This window comes from Robbsia sp. KACC 23696 (assembly GCF_039852015.1).
GTDB lineage: Bacteria > Pseudomonadota > Gammaproteobacteria > Burkholderiales > Burkholderiaceae > Robbsia.
Genome location: NZ_CP156627.1, coordinates 986,839 through 1,006,675, shown reverse-complemented (window position 1 = coordinate 1,006,675; position 19,837 = coordinate 986,839). Strand labels below are relative to the sequence as shown.

Below are 19,837 nucleotides of genomic sequence, written 5' to 3'. Positions count from 1 at the left end.
CGCGATCTCATGTCGGCGCGAACTGGCTCACCAGATCCGCGGTCTCGCGCGCATCGGCAAGATCGGTCGTGCGCTGCGTCAGGAACGCTTCGAGCCAGTCATGACGTTCGATCGCTTCGTCCGCCACCGGGTCATTGCCACTCTGATATTCGCCCACCTGCAGCAGCGTCTCCACTTCGCCATACCGCGCCATCAGTTGCCGCATCCGCGATGCGCCGGCCAGATGCTCGGGCGTGACGATCAGCGGCATCACTCGGCTCAAGCTATTTAAGATATCGATTGCGGGATAGCGATTGCGGGCGGCAATATCGCGCGACAGGATCAAGTGCCCGTCGAGAATACCGCGAACCTCTTCGGTGACCGGATCGCTACCGCTCTCGTCTTCAGCCAGCACCGTATAGAGCGCCGTGATCGATCCGACCGCACCGGTACCGGCGCGCTCGAGCAAGCGCGGCAATTCCGCGAAGATCGACGGCGGGAAGCCGCGCCGCGTCGGCGGCTCGCCTGCGGCCAGACCGATCTCCCGCTGCGCACGCGCGAAGCGCGTCAGCGAGTCCATCATCAGCAACACGCGCAGCCCTTTGTCTCGAAAATATTCGGCCACCGCCGTTCCGACATACGCCGCCTTTGCGCGTTCGATCGACGAGCGATCCGAGGTCGCGCAGATCACCACGGTCTTGCGCATGCCCTCTTCGCCGAGAATCAGCTCGATGAACTCGCGTACTTCACGGCCCCGTTCGCCGATCAGTACGATGACGCTGACGTCGCAATCGGTACCGCGCGCGAGCATGCCGAGCAAGGTACTCTTGCCGACGCCCGCAGGCGCGAAAATACCGAGACGCTGCCCCTCGGCGAGCGTCATCATGCCATCGATCGCGCGCACGCCCGTGGCCAGCGGCGTATCGATCAACTTCCGCGTCATCGGATCCGGCGCGGGCGCATAGACCGACGCATAGGCCTGCGCCGCGATCGGTCCCTTGTTGTCGATCGGACGCCCTAGCCCATCGATCACCCGCCCCAGCAAGGCGTTGCCGACACCGATGGCGAGCGGACTGCCGCTGCCCATGACCCGCGTCGATCGCGACAGGCCGATGGTGTTGCCGAACGGCGCGAGCAGCAGGTATGCACGACTGAAGCCGACGACCTCGGCACGCTGCAGCACGGTGCCGTCGGGCGCCTGCAGTTCGCAGATCTCACCGAGTGCCGCGTCCATGCCGCCGACCTTCAACAAGGTCCCCGACACGTCGATGACTTTGCCGAAGCGCTGCGATTGCTGCGTCTGGTCGAGGGCGAGATCGAGGCGATCGAGAAAATCGGGCAAGGCGCTCATCGTACCCCCTGACCCTGGGCCGTCAACGGATGTCCGATCGCGTCATGCGCGGCGTCATGGTCCGAGGCGTAGTCGCTTTCGTGATCCGCTTCATACGCGTCGTCATCGTCGTAGGCGTGGTCCGCGGACGCGTACAGCCCGCCTTCAGGAACCGCCGCGTCATTGTTGGCGCCATGAACGCCGCCCGCCGCCTCCGCGGCGCGATCCGCCTCTTCCGGTTGCGCGAGCAGCGCGCGTCGTATCGCACCGAGTTGGGTGTCGAGGCCCGTTACCAAGACACCGTAATCCCATTCGCATACGCAACTTCCCAGCGCCGCATCCGCATCGACAATCACATCGAAACCGCCGCGCCAGCCCGCGCTTTCGGCGGCTTGCTGCAGGGCGACACGCGCCCGCGCGGCATCGTCGCCGTGCACGCGCAACGTCAGATACGATTCGCTATCGATCAGGCGCTGCAAGGTCAGGCCGATGCGCGCGAACAAGGCGTCCCGATTCGTCTCGTAAACAATCTGTTCGACCGCCTTCATCACGACGCCTGCCAGCCGCCGCTGCGCTTGCACCGCGGCCTGACGCGCGTCCCAGACCTTGACCTGCATCGTCGTATGCGCTTCGTCGAGCGCACGCCGCAGGCCGGCCGCATAGCCCAGTTTGCCGCTGGCGGCATAGCGCTCCTCGGCGCGTGCGGCGCTTTGCGCTGCCGCCTCTCGCGCCGCCGCCAGCAGGGCATCGGCTTCCTCCCGCGCCGCGGCGACGATCTCGGTCGCCGTGCGCTGCGCGCGGACCAGCGTGGCATCGGCATCGAGCAAGGCAGCGTGCTCGTCCGCCCGCAGCACATCGCCGTCCACGCCCAGATGGGCCGGATAACGTTCGCCCTGATTCAGCCAAAGGATCATGACAACTCCGGTATCAAGTACGGCAGACGCTCGAAAAAAGACGCCGACTCACTGCTCACGACGCATGCGCCGCGCGCGTCGGGCAGCCCGTCGCCCTTATCGGGGTTTGTATCGATGCGCGGCGGTGCACCGTCGAGCTGCATCAGGACGAAATGCACGACCACCGGGCGCATCGCCGGGGACTCGCGCCGCAGCCGTGACAAACCGTCATGGGCAAGGTACATCGGTGTCAGCATGGCCGGCAGCGGCATGTCGCCCTCCACGCCTGCCAGCCGCTGCAGACGGTCCAGCCTTTCTCGCCCGGCCGCGCCGTCGCCAAGCGCTACGCGCAGTTGCGTCAGGACCGTGCGATCGATGCATCGGCGCACCGTCGACCGACGCGCATATAGCGCCCTGGCGACCAGTCCCGCCAGCATCAGAGGCGGCTCCGACAAGGCCAGCCGCACGGCCGGATCGTCGAACAGCGGCGCCGGCAAACTGCCCATCGCGGCGGGCAGCACCATTTCACGGTGCCAATGCCAATCGGCCAGTTTGCGCGGCGACGGGCGGGAGACAGCGCCCGTATCGGTCACACCGGCACCGAGTGGGCGTCCCAGACCCTTTATCCGCGCATCGTAGCGGCGCAGCGCCGCGACCAGGTCCTGCAGGCGCTCAGGCGCAACCGTGAGGTCCTCAGCCGCGGGTTCGGCCATCACGTCGCCTCACGCGGCTTACCCTTCGCATCCTTGGCGGCCGCGCGACGGGTAGCGAGCGCGTCGGTCAGATTGGACCACGCCTGCGCCACCCGTTCGCGGAAGACGATGCCGAGGACGATCAAGAGGATCAAAGGGATGACCGTGGACAGTGTCATCACCCACGGGAATGCCTGGGGCAACACCTGCGTCGGGTCTTCGGGCATCGCCGCGGGCACGAAGGTCACGCTGACATCGTCGTAGCTCAGGCCTTCGACGCTGTGCACCACCATGTTCTTGATGCTCGGCAACAGCGTGGCCACATCGGTGTTGGGGCGATATTTGATAAAGACCGCCGCCGACGACGGCTTGATCGTGTTCGACAAGGGATCGTTATTCGGCAGGACGATCTCGACATTCGCATAGGCGACGCCGTCGATCCGCGACAGCACCGACGACAGCTGCTGGGACACGCCATAGATGAAGCGAACGCGTTCCTCCGTCGGCGTGGAAATCAAGCCGTCCTTCTTGAACATGTCGCCGAGATTCGTGTATTTCTGGTGCGGCATGCCGTGTGCGCGGAGCACCCGCATCGACTGCGGAAACTGATCATCCGGTATCGACACGGTCCAGGTCTTGCCGCCGTCGGGCGTGTCCTTGTCCGGACTCAGCCCCGCGTCGAACAACACGCTGAGCATGTCGTCCGCATCCTGCTCGGTGAGCTGCGAATACAGCTGCTTATCGCACCCGGCAAGCGCGGCCACCATGCAGAGCGCCAGCGCCAGCCGCACGCCACGGCGCGCCGCACCGGTCGCGCGCGGCCGCTGCCGCGTCGCATCGTCTGTCGTCTGCCGCATCGGGGTCGATTTCATGTCGGTCACCGTCTTACTGATTCTTCATCAGATTCTGCACGGCGCTCTTGCCACCCTGCGCGAAGCCTACACCTAGCTCGATCCGCGCCATCGCGTCGGCCACCTGGAATTGCATCCGCACCATCGTCGCGGTGAATTCGCGCGGGTCCATCGTCGTGGCATTCGCCTGGAACGATTGCATCTCGGAACCGATCTGATTGAATGCGGCGTCTTGCGAGTCCACCACGTTCGCGATCGCCGACGGGCCGGTGGACGCGTGTGGATTCGACTGCGCGTTCAAGGTCGCCTGATCGAGCATCGTCTTGAATTTATCCACCTGATCGGCAGACGCTGGCGCGATCGCGTCGGGCGTGCCGCCGGTGCCGCTGGCGATGTTCGGCGTGGCGGTGGCGGCGTCGGGCCGGGCAAGCGAGGCCGCCGCCGAAGCGGCGGAAGTGCCACCGACGGGATCCACGGCGCTAACCCGCGTAATCGAGGAATCGAATGTCATCATCGTGATCGGCCTCAGGCACGCATGAAGAAAGCGGTGGAGAACGGCGACACTTCCGGCGCCGAGCGCTTGACGCTGGCCGCCGTCGACGACTTCACTTGCGCATGCTCGTCCTTGACGCCCATCAGCAGATTGACCAGGGCGACCGACTCCGGATCCTCTTCCCGCGCGATGACCTCGTTCGCGAAAATGCGCCAGCTGGGATCACGCACCGAGAACAGGCAGATCGCCATCAGCGCCGCCACGTAGGCGTTGTACGGCGCCTGCAGCTGCTGGCTCTCCAGCGTACGCAGCAACTGGATGGCATCGACGAAGCGGTTGCGGCCCATCAGCAACCAGACGTCGTAGACGTGCAATTCGCGAAAACGCGGCCGCATCACATGCAAGGCGGCCAACAGCCGCTCGGCCTCGTTCAGATACTGCTTGTTGACGGCGGTGACCAAAAGTTCGATCAGCGACGAAACGAATTTGTCGGAACAGGATGTCAGGTCGAGCACGATATGCCTCCAGGGTTTGACCCATCGCTCAATTTGCCATCCCGAAAAAGCGCCGAATTCGGCACCGGTAGGGGATCGCGAGCCGTGTGTATAGCCGGACCTTATCCCTCCCCCCTGTCCCAGCCGGTCCCATAAAGCGAAACGGATGCGCCAAGGGCGAATTCTGCGACAGAGTTTCGTATTTGGCGCGCCGCCTTCGCCGCCACGCCGTGGCGCGTCCCGCGCACGCACGATCATCGGCTGGCTTCCTTACAAGGCAGAGCGACATGGCCGACGAAAAAACCGAGCAGCCTACCCAGAAAAAGCTGGACGACGCCAAGCGCGACGGCAAATCGCCGAAGAGTGCCGACCTTCCCGCCGCCGCCACCTTTCTGGTGGGCGCCACCGCGCTGTCCTTTACCGGTGCGCAGCTGAGCGAGCATTTGCGCGATCTGATCCGAATCGGGCTGGATGTCGGACGCGCCACGTCGCCGCAACTCGACATCGCGCAGCAGATCACCGCGATCATGGTCGATGCCGCCTGGATCCTGATACCGGTGCTGATCGTCGCCCTGGCGATCCCGATCCTGGCACTGATGGCTCAGATCGGCATCAACATCACGTTCAAGCCACTCGAATTGAAGTTCGATTCGATCAATCCGGCAAGTGGGCTGAAGCGCATCTTCTCGCTACGCTCGTTGCTCGATCTGGTGAAGATGGTGATCAAGGCCGTCGCGCTGCTGGCCGCGCTGTACGAGCTGACGATGATGATGATTCCGGTCACGGCAAGTCTCTCCTACCAGCCGGTGCTCGATGTCATCGCGATCAGCTGGATGGTGTTGTGCCGCTTCATCGCCGTGGCCGGTGGTGTCTTGCTGGTACTCGGCGTAGCCGATTACGGCTTGCAATATTGGTTCTTCATCCGTGAACACAAAATGACCAAAGACGAAGTCAAACGCGAATACAAGGAATCGGAAGGGGATCCTGAAATCAAGGGCAAGCGCAAGCAGATCGCCAAGGAAATCGTGAATTCCCCCCCGCCGACCCGCGTCGCCGATGCGCAGGCGGTGATCGTCAATCCGACGCACTACGCCGTCGCGATCCGCTACGTGCCCGAAGAACACGGCTTGCCGCGCGTCATCGCGAAAGGCGTGGACGCCGATGCCCTGGAGATCCGTCGCTTCGCCCAGGAGTGCGGCGTGCCCATCGTGCCCAGCCCGGCACTGGCACGCGCGCTGTATCTGACGCCGGTCGAGCAGGCCATCGCCGACCCCTTATTCGAAGCAGTCGCCGAGGTGCTGGCATGGGTCGGCTCGATGTCCGGCCAGGTGGGCGCGGCAGGCGAGGAACGCACGGCCTTCTCCGACAGCCGACTAGGACTGTGACCGCTTTGCTTCACCTTGGCGCGTTGACCGCGCTTCTTCTCCTGACAGGAACAGCATCATGATTCTGCGCATAAAGGAATATTCGGGCGAATTCAGTATTGCGACATTGATCGTCGCCATCGTCGCCCTGATGATTCTGCCGCTGCCGACGTACATGATCGACATGCTGCTGTCGATCAACATCACGCTCAGCGTCGTCCTGCTGACGGCCACGATGTATGTACCGAACGCCACCACGCTGTCGGCGTTTCCGTCGATGCTGCTGTTCACGACGCTGTTCCGCCTGTCGCTGAATATCGCTTCCACGAAGTCGATTCTGCTGCACGCCGATGCCGGCCACATTATCGAGAGCTTCGGGGAACTGGTGGTGGGCGGCAATCTCGTCGTCGGCCTGGTGGTGTTCCTGATCATCACGACGGTGCAGTTCATCGTGATCGCGAAGGGCTCGGAACGGGTGGCCGAAGTGGGTGCGCGCTTTACCTTGGACGCGATGCCAGGCAAGCAGATGAGCATCGATGCCGACGTCCGCGCCGGGAGTCTGACACCCGAGGATGCCCGCGAACGTCGCGCCATGCTGGCCGTCGAAAGCCAGTTGCATGGCGGCATGGATGGCGCGATGAAGTTCGTCAAGGGCGATGCGATCGCCGGCCTCGTGATCACGCTGGTGAACATTACCGCCGGGATCGTGATCGGGACCAGTTATCACGGGATGACGGCCGGCGAAGCGGCGGCACGATTCTCCGTGCTGTCCATCGGCGATGCGATGGTGTCGCAGATCCCGTCGCTGTTGATCTCGGTGGCGGCGGGCGTGATGATCACGCGCGTCTCCAAAGAACACGAGAAGCCGCGATCGCTCGGCATGGAAGTGGCCGCGCAATTGACGTCGAGCTCACGCGCCTTGACGACGGCATCGGTGCTGTTGGCGGGCTTCGCCTTGGTTCCGGGCTTTCCGAAGACGATCTTCCTGTTGCTTGCCGCAGGGCTGTTTTTCGGTGGGCATGTCGTGCGCCGCGCCATCGCAAAAAAGAATCCGATCGGCGATGCCACGCTGTCGTCGCTGCAGCGCGAGGGCGCGAAGATCGAGGTCAACAATATGCTGACCACCGCGCCGGCCTTTGCCGCGCCGCTGGCGGTCAGACTGGCCAGCGATCTGGCGAGCAAGATCGATCCCCGACGCCTCGATCAGGCTTTCGAGAAAGGGCGTCGTATCGTCACCGAGGAACTCGGCCTACCGTTTCCCGGGATCGTCTTCTGGGCGTCGGATCTCGTCCCCGCCGGTTCGTACGAAGTCTTGATCCACGATGTGCCGATGGCGACGATCGGCGCCGTGCTCAACCCGGCCCTCACGGCGCCGGTCAAGTCAGCCGACGCGGCCGCGTCCGACGCCGGTGAGACTGCCGTGGCATCGCAGGTGGTTCCGGCCGCCGACGCCACGCCGGATCGCGAACAAACGATCGCCGAACAGGCCATCCGCACCCTTCGCAGCGAGGCCCGGCTGTTTATCGGCGTGCAGGAAACGCAATGGATCCTGGATCGCGTCACCGTCGAATATCCGGGCCTGGTGGCCGAAGTACAGAAAGCCTTGCCGGTGCAGCGCATCGCCGAAGTGTTGCGCCGTCTGCTGGAAGAGCAGATTCCGATCCGCGACATCCGCTCTATCCTGGAAAGCATGGTGGCATGGGGACCGAAGGAAAAGGACCTGATCATGTTGACCGAATATGTGCGCAGCGATCTGGGCCGGATGATCGCGCACCGCGCCACGCAGGGCTCGCGCAGCCTGCCGGCGATCGTCCTGGACCAGGATCTCGAACAGACCATCCGTCAAGCAATCAAGCCGACGCCGGCGGGGAATTTCCTGACGCTGGAGCCACGCCAGGTCGAGATCATCCTGGCGCATCTGGACCGCCTTGTAACATCAACGCCACCCGAAAACCTCGCCGTGGTGACCGCCGCGGACATCCGTCGGTACTTCCGCCGCATGATCGAAAAGCGGCTCGGCTGGCTCAATGTCTATTCCTTTCAGGAGCTGAACGGTGAAATCGATCTGCAACTGGTGGGAAGTCTGCGCCTATGAAGACGCACTTCCCGTTTCCGGGCGCGATGGACGCTTCGCCCCCGCCTCCCGCGCATGACACGCCCGTGCACCCTGCCGCGAAGGCGGGCGATCCGGCCACTGCCGATGCCGCCCAGCCCGAGGCGGCACGGCGTTTTCGGGCGCTGATGGCGCAACAGCAAGACGCGGCAGCGGCGGCACGGCAGCAGGATGACATCGCACCGGACAGCGCGACCGAAGGCGACAAACGCCACACCGCCGCGGACGCGCTCCCGCCTCAGGCACGACCTAAGCGCGACGAAAGCGTCGAAAGCGTCGAAAGGGCCGACGACGTCGATGCAAGCGACCCATTCGGCGCGCGCGATGCGGAGACGGCCAACGCCGCCGACGACGCTATCGGCGCTAACGGCAGCGCCCGCCAGGACACCGCCGGCGACGCGAGCGCCGACAACGCCGCCACGTTCGCCCCAGGCGATGACGCCGTGACCGACAAGCGTTCCTGGGGCGCCAGGGCCACCTCACCCCTTTCAGCCGCCCCATCACTCCCGGCAGCGCTTTCGCACGGTCCCACCGGCACCGGCGCGGGCACCTTCGCGACCGCGCTCGACCGTCGAGCACGGTCGTCGTCGCGTACGCGCCCCGCATCGGGCGTTGGCGGCACGACCTCGCAGCGGCTGCGACACGCCACGGAGGAGAGCGACGATCCGGGCACGGAGCGCGCCGAGACGCTGAGCCGACTCGTCGCGCACACGCTGGCCGAGCAGGCGCCCGTCCACTCTGAGAAGGCGGACGGCGACATCGGCGCATCCGACCACACCCTCGGCACCGCCATTTCGATCCGCATCGACCACGTTTTCCCAGAAACGCTGCTAACCCTCACGATTTCGGAGTCGTCTCTTTCTCTTCGTTTTGAGAGCGGATCCGCCGAATCGCGTGCCCTACTCTTCGATCAACGACACGCACTTTCGTCCCGCGTGACGAAGCGTACCGGACGGCCGACCCATATCGACATTGTCGCCTGACGCATCGCCCTGAGCCGAGACGAGCAACGCCCCTATGGACCGACAACCCTTCGCCATGCGCTTGCGCGACCATTTGCCTGCCTATGCGCAGCCGGTGGCGGCACTGTCCCGGATTGCCTCGCCGCTCTTCCGCGCGTTGCCGCCGGGATATCGCGTCGAGATGCATCGGCCGGGCCAGCTGACGCTGACGACGAATGTCGGCGACCTGCGCATTCGTTTCGATCTGGCCGCGCAGCCGGCATTGGAAAGCATTGCGCTGGATCCGGAGCCGCGTCGCCGCGTCGCGCTGGCGAATCTGTATCTGCAACCCTGGTTCGACACGCTGCAGCCCTACCTGGCCGCCTACGGCGTCGACACGCCGATTGTCGACGATCTCGTCCCCGCGGACGATCGCCTGGCCGTCACGGTCGGCCTGAGTGTCGCCTGCCGCCTGCCGGAAGGCACGGACGGCGAGGACAGCGCGGCGGCAACGCCTGAGGTTTTTTACGACGACGGCGCGTTCCTGTGCATCGTCGAGGCACTGTCGCCCTCGCTCGTCGAGGCGTTCGCCGCGCGGCACGCGGGCGAGGCGCCGTCCGCGGCGACTTTGCTGAACCGGCTCGACGGGATCGCGATCCCGACGCGATTGCGACTCACGTCGCGACGCTACAAGGTGTCGACGCTCCGCAGCCTGCGGCATGGCGATGTCCTTCTCGGTTGGCCCTGGCAGTACGCAGTCGGCGCATCGGCCGCGGAGACCGGACAGGACGACGCGGAAAGCGCGCCGCGTATCGGCGGCCACTGGCTGTGGGGCGCGGCCGGACAGCGGCAATGTCGCCATCCGGTGTACATCGACGAGAACAGCATTCACATCATAGACAGGCCGGACATGACTGACGATCGCATCGACTTGCACCATCCGGATGCCGGAACCGATCACCTCGACTTCGCCGCATCCGGCGCACACGCCGAGAGCCTGGACGACGACGCGCGAGACACGTACAGCGACGAAGCGGATGCCGCCGATGCCGACACCACCTTGCTCAACGACGTCGATCTGATGGTGCATATCGAGATAGGCTGCGTGGCGATGCCGGCGGCCGAATTGGCACGCGTGCGCCCCGGCTACATCCTGACCTTGCCCGAAAAAATCAGCAATGCGGCGGTGAATCTCGTCGTCTCGGGTCGGACGGTCGCGACCGGCGAACTGGTCGCCGTCGGCGATCAATTGGGCGTACGCGTGCATCGGAACGGTCACGCTCATGGGTAATGGTTTAAACCTCGCGTCGCTGCTCATCACGCTGCTGGCGCTCGGCTTACTGCCCTTCATCGCCATGGTCGTCACGTCGTACACGAAGATCGTCATCGTGCTGGGGCTGCTGAAGAACGCGATCGGCGCGCAACAGGTTCCGCCCTCGACGGTCACCAACGGCATTGCCTTGATCGTCTCGTGTTTCATCATGGCGCCGGTCGGCATGCAAGCTTACGACGTGGCGCAACGGATGCAAGGCGACGGCGGCAACGGCGCCAATGTCATCACGCTGTTCGAGGCGGCGCGCGAACCGTTCCGGCAGTTCCTGGAAAAACATACGTCGGACCGGGACAAGGAATTTTTCATGCGCTCGGCCAAGCAGATCTGGCCGGCGGACATGGCCGCGAAAATGACGCCCGACGACTTGATCATTCTCGCCCCATCCTTCACGGTCAGCGAATTGACATCGGCATTCAAGATCGGATTTCTGCTCTACCTGGTTTTTATCGTCGTCGACCTGATCATCGCCAACGTATTGATGGCGCTCGGGCTATCGCAGGTGACGCCGACGAATGTCGCGATCCCCTTCAAGCTCTTGCTGTTCGTCGCGCTGGATGGCTGGTCGCTGCTGATCCACGGCCTCATTTCGACCTATAAGTGAAGACATGGACTACGAAAACATTGTTCGACTGACCACGAGCGCGTTGACGGTCTGCCTGCTCGTCTCCTTACCGGCCGTCGCGACCGCCGCCTTGTCGGGTCTCGTGATTTCCTTCCTGCAAGCGATCACCTCCTTGCAGGATTCGAGTATTTCGCAAGTCGCGAAGCTGATCATCGTAACCGTGGTCATCCTCATCGCCGCACCCTGGGGCGCCTCGGCCGTACTCGAATTCGCCCGCTCGGTGATGACGGTGATCTTTCCATGAGAACGCATCACGCCGGTGCTTCCGCGCGGCTGGATCTCGCCTACGAGCGGGAATCGGCGGAGAAAGAGGCACATCACCACAACAAGCAAACGAAGCAGCCGAACGCCCGTAAGCCGCGTCCTCGGCCGCTGCAGAAGAAGCGCAGCAAGCGCACCGACGGCGCGCAGGACATGGCGGGAAGCGAACACGCGGATGACATCGAAGCGATCGTTCAAGACGAGATGCCGACCGAGTTCGAGAGCCTTTATGAGTTGAGCGAGAACCATCCGCGCTTCGGCCATCGGATGGGTTCGAAGCGTCGGCGCGGCAAGAAAGGCGGCGGCGGAACGGGCGTGACCGGTACCGATTCAGGCGATGACAGTGTCGAGTCCGACGATTACAGCATCGGTATCGACGAACAAAGCGCGGAAATGCTCGCGGACCTGGTGCTGTGCGCCGGATCCGATGACAGCGGCAGCACCGAAAATCACGAAGGCACCGAAGAGGAACGCCGCTTCGCGCGGATGGATTCATTCGAAGTCGACATGGCAGCGCCGCAGGACACCCGCACGGGAGCGCAGGCGGACGCGACGCGTCATGCCTTGCCCGGCGCATTGCGTACCAGCGGGTCCGAACCTGCGGCACGTGGCTTTGCCGCGCGTGCGAACGTCGAACCGAAGGCGACGCGCGAATGGGCCGAGGCCGCGCTGCTCGCGCTCGTGCAACGCAATCGTCCGGAGGCCGTGGAAACACTGCAGCTGGTGCAGCCGGCAGGTTCGACATCGGTGACGCGGCCGACGCGTGGCGGTAAGGTCAATGTCTTGCCGGCCGCGGTACGCGTTCTACAGCGCTTTTTAGCACAGCAGGCGATCACACTCGCCGCCGCCGCACCGACGGCGAAGACGCGTTCCGACAAATTCACGGCGGCGGTCCCGTCGCAGCCGGGCCGTCGCGGCGAAAAGGACGGCGCAGGCGTGCCGGGCCATCGCGCGCGGCTGCCCTTCGCGGCGACGGTCGAGGCAGCGCGCCAGCGTCTCGTGGATGGCACTGCCGCATACGGCCACATACCTGCGCCGAAAGGCACGCTTGGACATGAGCAGGAACTATTCAACCTTACCGTCGTCTTGTTTCAACTGGCCCTGCATACGCCGCGCCTTCCCGCGCAGCTGGGTATTGCACGCGCACGTCGGCGCACGTTGGATCGTCGCATGATCGGCGCCGAATAAACGACCTTGCGAGTTTCGGTTATGACCAAACAATTTCGTATTCTGACCGGATGCCATGCGGGTGCCCGCTTAAATTTGCAGTACGGCATCTGGACGGTCGGCAGCAGCGAGCAAGCCGACGTGCAGATCAGCGACTGGGAAGGCGAGACAATGTTTCTGGAATATCGTAGCGATGGCACTGTGACGATGACGCCGCCCGCGGGCAAGGCGCCGTCGAAGTCCGTCGCGCAAACATTGCTCGACTGGATGCCGCGTCGTAACGGGCAAACGGTGTTCTGCGTCGGCCCGGCCGACGCAGAATGGCCTTCGGAAGTCAGCCTTTTTGAGAAGTTGCTGCAAGCGGTGGAAGTGGCAAAAGCGGATGACGGCGCTGCCGCAAAAGCAGCGGGCGCTGACGCGCCGGCCGCCCCGCTCAGCCGACGTGAACAAATCATCAGCGAACAGAAGCGCGCCGATGGGGCGCTGAAAAAGCGCTGGGCCTATAGTGGTGGGGCCGGTGTCGTCGTCGTGGGCCTGATCGTCGGATTGACGCTGGTCCTCACCGACGGCTCGTCGGAAAAAGCCCGCGCCGCGATTCGCCCGACGCCCGTCGCGCCGACGCTGACGCTGGCCGAACAGCAGGACAAGTCGATACGTGAGGCGCTACTGCGCTTGAATGAAACGGATGTGACGGTGACGCACGCGGATGGTCGGATCGTCCTCGGCGGCATCGTCGCCTCGGCCGGTGATGCGCTGGCGATCCGCCGCGCACTGCAGGATCTGGCGGCGGTGCCGCACAGCAGTACGGCCAAGGCGGCAATCGATCAGCGTTATTCGGTTGCAGCAAATATTGCCGACGATCTGCAATCGTCGCTGGGCGACCGGCATTTGACGGTGCATTACGACGGCCAGGGCGTCTTTACCGTATCCGGCCCGACGCACAACCTCGATAGCATGCGCACGCTGCTGTCGAGGACGCAGAACGACTACGGTGGGCGGATTCGTCGGATCAACGACCGGATGACGCAAGCGTCGCTGCCGAGCACCGGCGCCGAAGCGATGCTCGATGCAGACGGCGTGCGTTACATCCAAATGCCGGATGGCAGCAAGAGTTTCGCCCCGGATCCGACACCGGATCCCGCGGTCGCGGCGGCAACGACCGGCGCGGACGGCGCGACGGCGCTTGCCACCGGCGCGGCAGCAACAACCGCTGCTTCGGGGACGTCGGTGACCGCAGCCGCCGCAGCGACATCGGGCGCCGCGACCATGGCAACGGCAACCGCAGGCGCACCGGTAGCGTTAGCGGGACCGGCCCCTCTGAACGGGGCGACAGAAAACGCCGGCAGCGTCGGCAATGTATCGACGAATGTAGTACCGCGGCCGCATGCGATTTCGCAGGTCGCCCCGATCGTGGTGAAGTCGATGGCAACGCCGCTTGCCTCGACGCTGCCACCCGGCGAGGCGCCGCTTCCCTCGCAACCTTGAACGCATGGAGCATGAGCGATGTACCAATCCGTTACGCCGCAACTGCAGGAAGATTTGGATCAGATCAATATCATCGTCGCACGCAATGCACATGATCCGCGCGTCGCGCAGGCCATTGCACAGTTGCAGCAGGTCTCGGCCGATGTCGCAAAAGCAGCGATTTCGGAAGCGGAACTGCAAACACGCAGTGCCGCGAATGTGATTTCCGATGGGATGCTTGCCGCCGCCGCGATATGCGGTCGGCTGCAGGATGCCTGAGGGGTGTTGTAGAGGTGGTTTGTCGTGCTGCGACGAGAAGCGTTCATGCAACTCGAAGCGGATGTTGTGTCCTTCCGGGCTCACCGGATACCAATCGGTTTATTCATTCAGTCACTCTCATAGGAGAACTAACATGGGTGCTTCCAGCGCAGTTTCGAAGGGTAACACGGCCAGCAACGTTGTAAGCGACGCGAGCAGCGCGGCGGAATCGGCAGTGGGCACGACGTCGGATACGACGTCGGCGATCGCTCAGATCAACCAAGCGGCAGAAGCGGAAAACGCGATCAACCTGGCACAAACGATGGCGCAGTTGAAAGAAGCCGGCCCGAAAGCCATGAAGTCGCTGACCCAAGGCTGATCCGCGGTACGCATGCATCAACCTGGGTATCGGACCACCGTGCCAAACATTGCGAGCCGTATCGTCGCAATCGGCCCGGTGCCGATGCCCATCTTGCTTTACGTTTGCTGTTCCCTATTCCCCATACGTAAGGTCGACCGTCAGCATGAGCCTAGAGCGCCGCAACAAATTGATCGTCGAACTCTGCGAGGAGCTGGACATCCCGGGCGCCGACGCGATCGTGGAAGCGGGCTTCCTGGAAGCAAGCGGCTTCGACCTTGCAATCGATTATCTGGAAGAAGATCCGGATGCGATCTATCTCAATTTCGAGTACGGCATTGTCAGCAGCGGGCGTACGCTGCGCATCTTTCGCCTCTTACTCGAATCCAATCTATTGATCTACGCGCAGGACCAGGCACAACTCGGACTCGACCCCAGTACCGGCGGCATCATTCTTCTGCTGCGCGTGCCGTTGACGGCCGACGTCGATGGCCTTTACCTCGCCGAATTGGTTGCCCATTACGTGGAGCACGGCCGCTACTGGCGCAAGAACATCCTGGAGTCGTCGGACGAGATGTTCGATAACTTGGCAAGCGGTGCCTTCGTCTGGATCAGGGCTTGATTCCACCTTTAACGAGATGAACGGTTTGGTAACGGTGGCGGGACCCGACGAGATACAGCAACGCGTAAGCGCACTGACACGTGATGCGTTCGCCTTGCTCCACCAGAACGCGGAAGATGCCTACCACGCGTGGCGGGACGGCATGCTGATGGTCGAAGGCGGCTGGGTCGCCGTGAAACCGACGCAAGTCTATGTCGATCGCGTCGAAGGCATCGAGCCCGGTGTGTTGATCAGCGCCGAATCCGGCCTGTCGCTGAGGGAATCCGCCACGGCAAATCGCATGCTGCAGCTGTCCGGCCATCTGCTCGCCACCTTCGGCGCGGCGATCGGTTGCGATGCCAGTGGCTGGTTGATCCTACAGCGGGTAATCGCCGTACGCGAGACCACAAGCGCGATCCTGGCCGATGAGATCGTCGCCACGCGCAGACTGCAACGTCTGCTCAACGAGCCCTCTCTCGGTTCCGATCAGTGATCGTCCGCACCGCCGCACCGCCGCACCGCGTGATTATGCACTCGCATCGATGTGTTTTTCGTGACAGGCATCACCGGTTCGTTACTACCCCAAGGCGCACGTTTTACCAGCAGAAAATACACTCCATGCGTTTCGCGAAACCAATGCGGGGAGTGCGACGCAATCATTTCCACTTTCATTTTGGGATAATCAGACCATGCTAAGAACGCATACGCCCGTCGCCGGTTCTTCGTCGGCGGCCGCCCTGGCGGAAGAATCGTCAACAACGTCGACACAGCGCGCCCCGCAGCAGCCGGCCAACGGCGGATCGCGTCGAGGCAGCCGCTCCGATGATCTGCTTCGCCCACGCGCCGACAACGGTTCCCAATTGCGCAGCCCTTCCCCAGCCGCCACGACGCGACGCGAACCCAAGCAGGGTATCTTCGCCAAGACGCGCGATAAGAGCGTCCCTGATATGGAAACCGCGCATCCCCAAGTACGCGAACTGGTGACCGCCATCGATAAAGCCGAGGCGTATCGGCAAGCAGGCGCGGCGGCGGGCGCCACGATCACCGTCAACAAGAGCGCCATCCGAGACAATATTCGCGCGGCCAAGGCGGAAATCGACAGAGCCGGGTCCGGTGCAACGCTGTCTGCCGTGATCAAGGCGGACGCCTATGGTCTCGGCGCGCCAGGTTTCGCGCGACTGCTGCGCGAAGAAGGCGTAAAAGACTTCTTCGTTGCGCGAACGATCGAAGCGGTCGAACTCCGCAACGCGATGCGTGCGGAAAATCCCGCGACCGGTGACGATACCGCCGTGTTCCTGCTGGATGGCCCGCCGGCCCATGCCAATATGGACTATCTGATCGAGCACAAGATCACGCCGGTCCTGAACAGTCTGGAACAGATCGCGCAATGGAACGATGCGGGTGCGCTCCACAGCGTCAAATTACCGGCGATCCTGCAATTCGACACGGGGATGTCGCGCGCGGGCATGAGCGTCGACGAGCGCGCGTTTTTAAAGCCGAGACGGGGCGCGAATGAATCGGACGCCGATTTCGCGACACGCCAGGCGCAAGGCAATGCCGCCTTGTCGAACATCAACGTGCTGTACGTGATGAGCCATCTCGGCACCGCTGGCGGCGCCACGCGCAACCCCGACGGTACCTATACGCCGAATGCGGATACGGCGGCGCAACGCCAGAATTTCGAAGCGGTACGTGCGGATTTCCCGGGCACGAAGGCGACGCTGGCAGCGTCGTCCGGTATCTTCCTCGGGCCCGACTATCATTACGATATGGTGCGCGGCGGCGGCGTATTCCACGGCCAGGCACCCTTCGGCGCCGACGAAAACCCGTTGCGCCCGGCCGTGAGCCTGTCCACGACGGTCGAGCAATCGCGCACGCTCCAGCCCGGCGATAAGGTCGGCTATGGCGGCAACTTCGTCGCGACCGCGGAGACCCAGGTCGCCGTGGCCAATATCGGTTATGCCGACGGTCTGTCCCGCATCAAGGGCAGCAATGCCAACGGGGCGCCCCCATTGACGGCAAAGGCGACCTTCGTCGCGAGCGACGGCAGCCGTCACGACGCCAACGCGATCGCGGCCACCTCGATGGACATGAATACCTACGATGTCACATCGCTCCCGCCGGAAGCTGTCCAGCGCGGTGCGAAACTGAATCTGATCGACGACACCACGACACTCGATCACTTCGGCGGTCAGTTCGGTACCAATGCGGCGGAGTTCGAAACCAAGATTGCCAAGCGCGTGCATCGTGAATTCGTGGTGGATCCCGAGGACGTGATCAAGACCCGGAATGACCTGCCGAAGCCGATTCCGGCCGGCGCATCGCCGAACGCATGGGCGGTGATCCCGAAGCCGCAACCGGATCTGGATGCTTGACGCACCGAGCAGACGGGGCGTCCCTATACCGTCTGCTTGCAGCGCTACCACCTCCTGGAAGCGCTGATATGATCCCCTTGTAACACCTCGATCGCCCGGATGGCCAGTGTCTGCCATCCGGGCTTTCTGCTATGGCGGCCCGCCTGCCTTGCCCTGCGTTATCACGGGCCGTTCGCGCGCTATCGGTCCACCCTGCCACGGCGACCCATACAAAAATGCCGCTGCGTAAGGCGGGCCGTGCAGGGTATGCACGACACGCCTTACGCAGCGGCATCTCGCCGCCGCGCTGCCGTCTTAGACGTTGGACTGACGGGGCGTTGCGGCCGCCTCGGCGGCTTCGACATCGGCATGGTTGGTCATGACGACATCCGGCGACTGATACGTATGGCTGGCGATGGTGCGCAAGGACGCGGTTTCGGCATCGTCATGCGCCGAGGCCGGCTGCGGCTGCGCCGAGCCGGAATTCGCGAACGGCTCGTATAGCACACCATTCAACAACGCATAGAACATATCGCTGATCCCTTCCAGCTCTTCGGCGGAATGTGCCGGTGTCCCCAGGTGCTGCGCAATGATGTTCGACCCGATCAGGGACATCCCGAGAATGCCGGAGCGAACGGCCCAGGGGCCGAGCGCGGCATTGGTCACGCCATTCGGTGTCCACTTGGCATCCTTCAGCGCCAGCTGCAACGGCCGGCTCTCGCGGTAGGCGGGAATCCCGTTGAACATCAGATCCTCGGCGACTTCACCGGCGAAATTGATGCCGCCCCGACGGGCCGCGTTGCCTGGATTCAGTCCGGCCTTATTGATAAAGGCCGTCGGCCCCGAGGGCGACGCCTTTGTCGACATCGCGAGGTTGACGAGGCCCTGGTCCACGCCATAGCCAACGCTGATCAGGCCGAAGTGCGTCGCATCCGGCTGCGTCCCGGAGGAATTCACATTCTCCAGCTTGATGCGTGATTGGACGATCAGATCTCGCATCGCCGTATAAATCGTGAAGGCGATAATCTGGACAGCAGTCTCGCGCATCACGCCCGTCGACAAACCGGCCACGACCGCCGCAAGCGTCAAGCCCCCCATGATCGCGCGGGAGCGAACGCTGGTGAACGTCTCCGTCGCCGCCGTATGATCGCGCACCGCGCCGACCATATGCAGCGCCACCGGCAGCAAGGCAACCGCGGTGCCCAGTGCGATCCGCCCATGGTCACTGACATGGGCATCCGTCATGCCTTTCTCGATGCCATAGCTAATCATCTGACGGGCCGTAGTCGGAATCAGCACGGACAAGGCGTTGCGGGCACCGACGTTCGCCACCGATGCCGCAAACTTCGCCGTACCGGACTCGAAATCGTTGGCCGCCACGCGCGCCGGAAAGGCCTTGCCACTGGCGAACGCCTCCGACATGCGCTGCATTAGCGTCGTTGTTAGCGCGGCACTCCGCTCTTCGGGCGTCGCGTTGTGTCCCACCATCCGCGATGCATCGGCGATGACTTGCTCGCTGAGCCGCTCGATCGCCAACTCGTTCTCCGTCGCGCCGATCTGCGCACCCGACGTCGATGCCACGGTGCTCACCCCTTTCGTCACGAAGTCCTGGATCTGCGTCGCGCCTTTCTCAGCGGCCTTCTTTTCCGGCGGCGTCAGTTCGATAGCCAGCGAGTCCGAGCTGGACTTAGCCGTCTTCAACAAGGAATCGATCGTCAACGGTACCGGCGTACGCGCCGTCCCCAACATCTCGCCGATGTCGGTCTCCGGTTCGCGCAAACCGGCGAACGCCGTGGTGTCTGCCTGTTTTCCCTTCGCCTTGTCGCTTGCGCCCGGCGCCGCGAAGAAAGACTTGATGAAAGCCATTTCCTTGCCCTCGCCGGGAACGCGTTCCATCGCCTCCAGCAGGCTGTTCCGTGCCTGCTCCACCATTGCCGGCGTGACCGATTGCGGGACATCGGCACTGCTTGACGCCGTTCCGCGCGTCCCCGCCGCCATGACCGGCTCCCCTAACGGCAGCGTGGTCGATGACAAGGGCCGGCGCTGCTGTTCGACCGACGCCTGACGCCGTGCCAAGCCGCCCGTCACGGACTCGTTCCGGTCCCGCGACGTAGCACGCCCGGTGCGGCCGGACTCCCCGGGGACGGTCGTCGTAGTCTGCTGGGGGGGCGTCTCGATCGGCGTCGTCGACGGGCTCGGGGAGCGCGATGTAACAGGAGTAGGCATGACGTGAATTCCTTGAGAATGGGATAAAGCGCACAAGAAGCGC

Annotated in this window: 20 protein-coding genes; 13 read left to right on the top strand and 7 right to left on the bottom strand. The window is 63.7% G+C overall.

The genetic code is table 11. From position 1 onward, the window contains the following. Window positions 1-7: 7 nt before the first annotated feature. From ABEG21_RS19035 to ABEG21_RS19010, 6 genes are read right to left on the bottom strand one after another with little or no spacing between them, the layout of a single operon-like run. Window positions 8-1,330 carry a FliI/YscN family ATPase gene (locus tag ABEG21_RS19035; protein ID WP_347556988.1) on the bottom strand — a complete coding sequence of 441 codons (1,323 nt, stop codon included), beginning with the start codon at window positions 1,328-1,330 and terminating at the stop codon, window positions 8-10. Further along, the gene (sctL, locus tag ABEG21_RS19030; protein ID WP_347556987.1) at window positions 1,327-2,223 is read right to left on the bottom strand and encodes a type III secretion system stator protein SctL; all 897 of its coding nucleotides are present in this window, start codon (window positions 2,221-2,223) and stop codon (window positions 1,327-1,329) included. The genes ABEG21_RS19035 and sctL overlap by 4 nt, the downstream gene beginning before the upstream one ends. Then, entirely contained in the window at window positions 2,220-2,915 is a 696-nt protein-coding gene (locus ABEG21_RS19025) for a type III secretion protein HrpB4 (RefSeq protein ID WP_347556986.1), read from the bottom strand. The genes sctL and ABEG21_RS19025 overlap by 4 nt, the downstream gene beginning before the upstream one ends. Further along, the gene (sctJ, locus tag ABEG21_RS19020) at window positions 2,915-3,751 is read right to left on the bottom strand and encodes a type III secretion inner membrane ring lipoprotein SctJ (RefSeq protein ID WP_347558088.1); all 837 of its coding nucleotides are present in this window, start codon (window positions 3,749-3,751) and stop codon (window positions 2,915-2,917) included. The genes ABEG21_RS19025 and sctJ overlap by 1 nt, the downstream gene beginning before the upstream one ends. Window positions 3,752-3,779: 28 nt before the next feature. Beyond that, window positions 3,780-4,259: a hypothetical protein gene (locus ABEG21_RS19015; protein ID WP_347556985.1), complete on the bottom strand. Its 480-nt coding sequence runs from the start codon at window positions 4,257-4,259 to the stop codon at window positions 3,780-3,782. An 11-nt stretch (window positions 4,260-4,270) separates the two neighbouring features. Further along, a complete protein-coding gene (locus ABEG21_RS19010; RefSeq protein WP_347556984.1) occupies window positions 4,271-4,753 on the bottom strand; it encodes an HrpB1 family type III secretion system apparatus protein in 483 nt (160 codons plus the stop codon). A 266-nt stretch (window positions 4,754-5,019) separates the two neighbouring features. Here ABEG21_RS19010 and sctU point away from each other — a divergent pair, with 266 nt between their 5' ends. The 13 genes from sctU to ABEG21_RS18945 all read left to right on the top strand — a co-directional run bounded on the left by sctU (window position 5,020) and on the right by ABEG21_RS18945 (window position 17,589). Beyond that, the gene (sctU, locus tag ABEG21_RS19005; protein ID WP_347556983.1) at window positions 5,020-6,117 is read left to right on the top strand and encodes a type III secretion system export apparatus subunit SctU; all 1,098 of its coding nucleotides are present in this window, start codon (window positions 5,020-5,022) and stop codon (window positions 6,115-6,117) included. 58 nt (window positions 6,118-6,175) lie between these two features. Continuing rightward, a complete protein-coding gene (gene sctV, locus ABEG21_RS19000; protein WP_347556982.1) occupies window positions 6,176-8,191 on the top strand; it encodes a type III secretion system export apparatus subunit SctV in 2,016 nt (671 codons plus the stop codon). After that, on the top strand, window positions 8,188-9,192 hold the full coding sequence (locus ABEG21_RS18995; protein ID WP_347556981.1) for a type III secretion HpaP family protein: 1,005 nt from the start codon (window positions 8,188-8,190) through the stop codon (window positions 9,190-9,192). Before sctV ends, ABEG21_RS18995 begins: the two co-directional genes overlap by 4 nt. A 34-nt stretch (window positions 9,193-9,226) precedes the next feature. Continuing rightward, window positions 9,227-10,441 (top strand): type III secretion system cytoplasmic ring protein SctQ, encoded by a 1,215-nt coding sequence (gene sctQ, locus ABEG21_RS18990; protein ID WP_347556980.1) that lies wholly within the window; start codon window positions 9,227-9,229, stop codon window positions 10,439-10,441. Beyond that, window positions 10,434-11,084 carry a type III secretion system export apparatus subunit SctR gene (gene sctR / locus ABEG21_RS18985; RefSeq protein WP_347556979.1) on the top strand — a complete coding sequence of 217 codons (651 nt, stop codon included), beginning with the start codon at window positions 10,434-10,436 and terminating at the stop codon, window positions 11,082-11,084. Before sctQ ends, sctR begins: the two co-directional genes overlap by 8 nt. 4 nt (window positions 11,085-11,088) lie before the next feature. Continuing rightward, window positions 11,089-11,349: a type III secretion system export apparatus subunit SctS gene (sctS, locus tag ABEG21_RS18980; RefSeq protein WP_347556978.1), complete on the top strand. Its 261-nt coding sequence runs from the start codon at window positions 11,089-11,091 to the stop codon at window positions 11,347-11,349. Further along, window positions 11,346-12,554, top strand: coding sequence for a hypothetical protein (locus ABEG21_RS18975; RefSeq protein ID WP_347556977.1), 1,209 nt, complete (start codon window positions 11,346-11,348; stop codon window positions 12,552-12,554). The genes sctS and ABEG21_RS18975 overlap by 4 nt, the downstream gene beginning before the upstream one ends. A gap of 21 nt (window positions 12,555-12,575) precedes the next feature. Then, window positions 12,576-14,018 carry a hypothetical protein gene (locus ABEG21_RS18970; protein WP_347556976.1) on the top strand — a complete coding sequence of 481 codons (1,443 nt, stop codon included), beginning with the start codon at window positions 12,576-12,578 and terminating at the stop codon, window positions 14,016-14,018. Window positions 14,019-14,036: 18 nt separating this feature from the next. After that, window positions 14,037-14,276 carry a hypothetical protein gene (locus tag ABEG21_RS18965; RefSeq protein WP_347556975.1) on the top strand — a complete coding sequence of 80 codons (240 nt, stop codon included), beginning with the start codon at window positions 14,037-14,039 and terminating at the stop codon, window positions 14,274-14,276. A gap of 133 nt (window positions 14,277-14,409) precedes the next feature. After that, entirely contained in the window at window positions 14,410-14,634 is a 225-nt protein-coding gene (locus ABEG21_RS18960) for a hypothetical protein (protein WP_347556974.1), read from the top strand. A gap of 145 nt (window positions 14,635-14,779) precedes the next feature. Then, a complete protein-coding gene (locus ABEG21_RS18955) occupies window positions 14,780-15,235 on the top strand; it encodes a CesT family type III secretion system chaperone (protein ID WP_347556973.1) in 456 nt (151 codons plus the stop codon). A gap of 16 nt (window positions 15,236-15,251) precedes the next feature. Next, entirely contained in the window at window positions 15,252-15,707 is a 456-nt protein-coding gene (locus ABEG21_RS18950) for a hypothetical protein (protein ID WP_347556972.1), read from the top strand. A 196-nt stretch (window positions 15,708-15,903) separates the two neighbouring features. Beyond that, window positions 15,904-17,589, top strand: coding sequence for an alanine racemase (locus ABEG21_RS18945; protein ID WP_347556971.1), 1,686 nt, complete (start codon window positions 15,904-15,906; stop codon window positions 17,587-17,589). 294 nt (window positions 17,590-17,883) lie between these two features. On the opposite strand, the gene ABEG21_RS18940 is transcribed toward ABEG21_RS18945, so the two are convergent. Beyond that, complete coding sequence (locus tag ABEG21_RS18940; RefSeq protein ID WP_347556970.1) at window positions 17,884-19,794, bottom strand: hypothetical protein; 1,911 nt, start codon at window positions 19,792-19,794, stop codon at window positions 17,884-17,886. Between the last annotated feature and the right edge of the window lie 43 nt (window positions 19,795-19,837).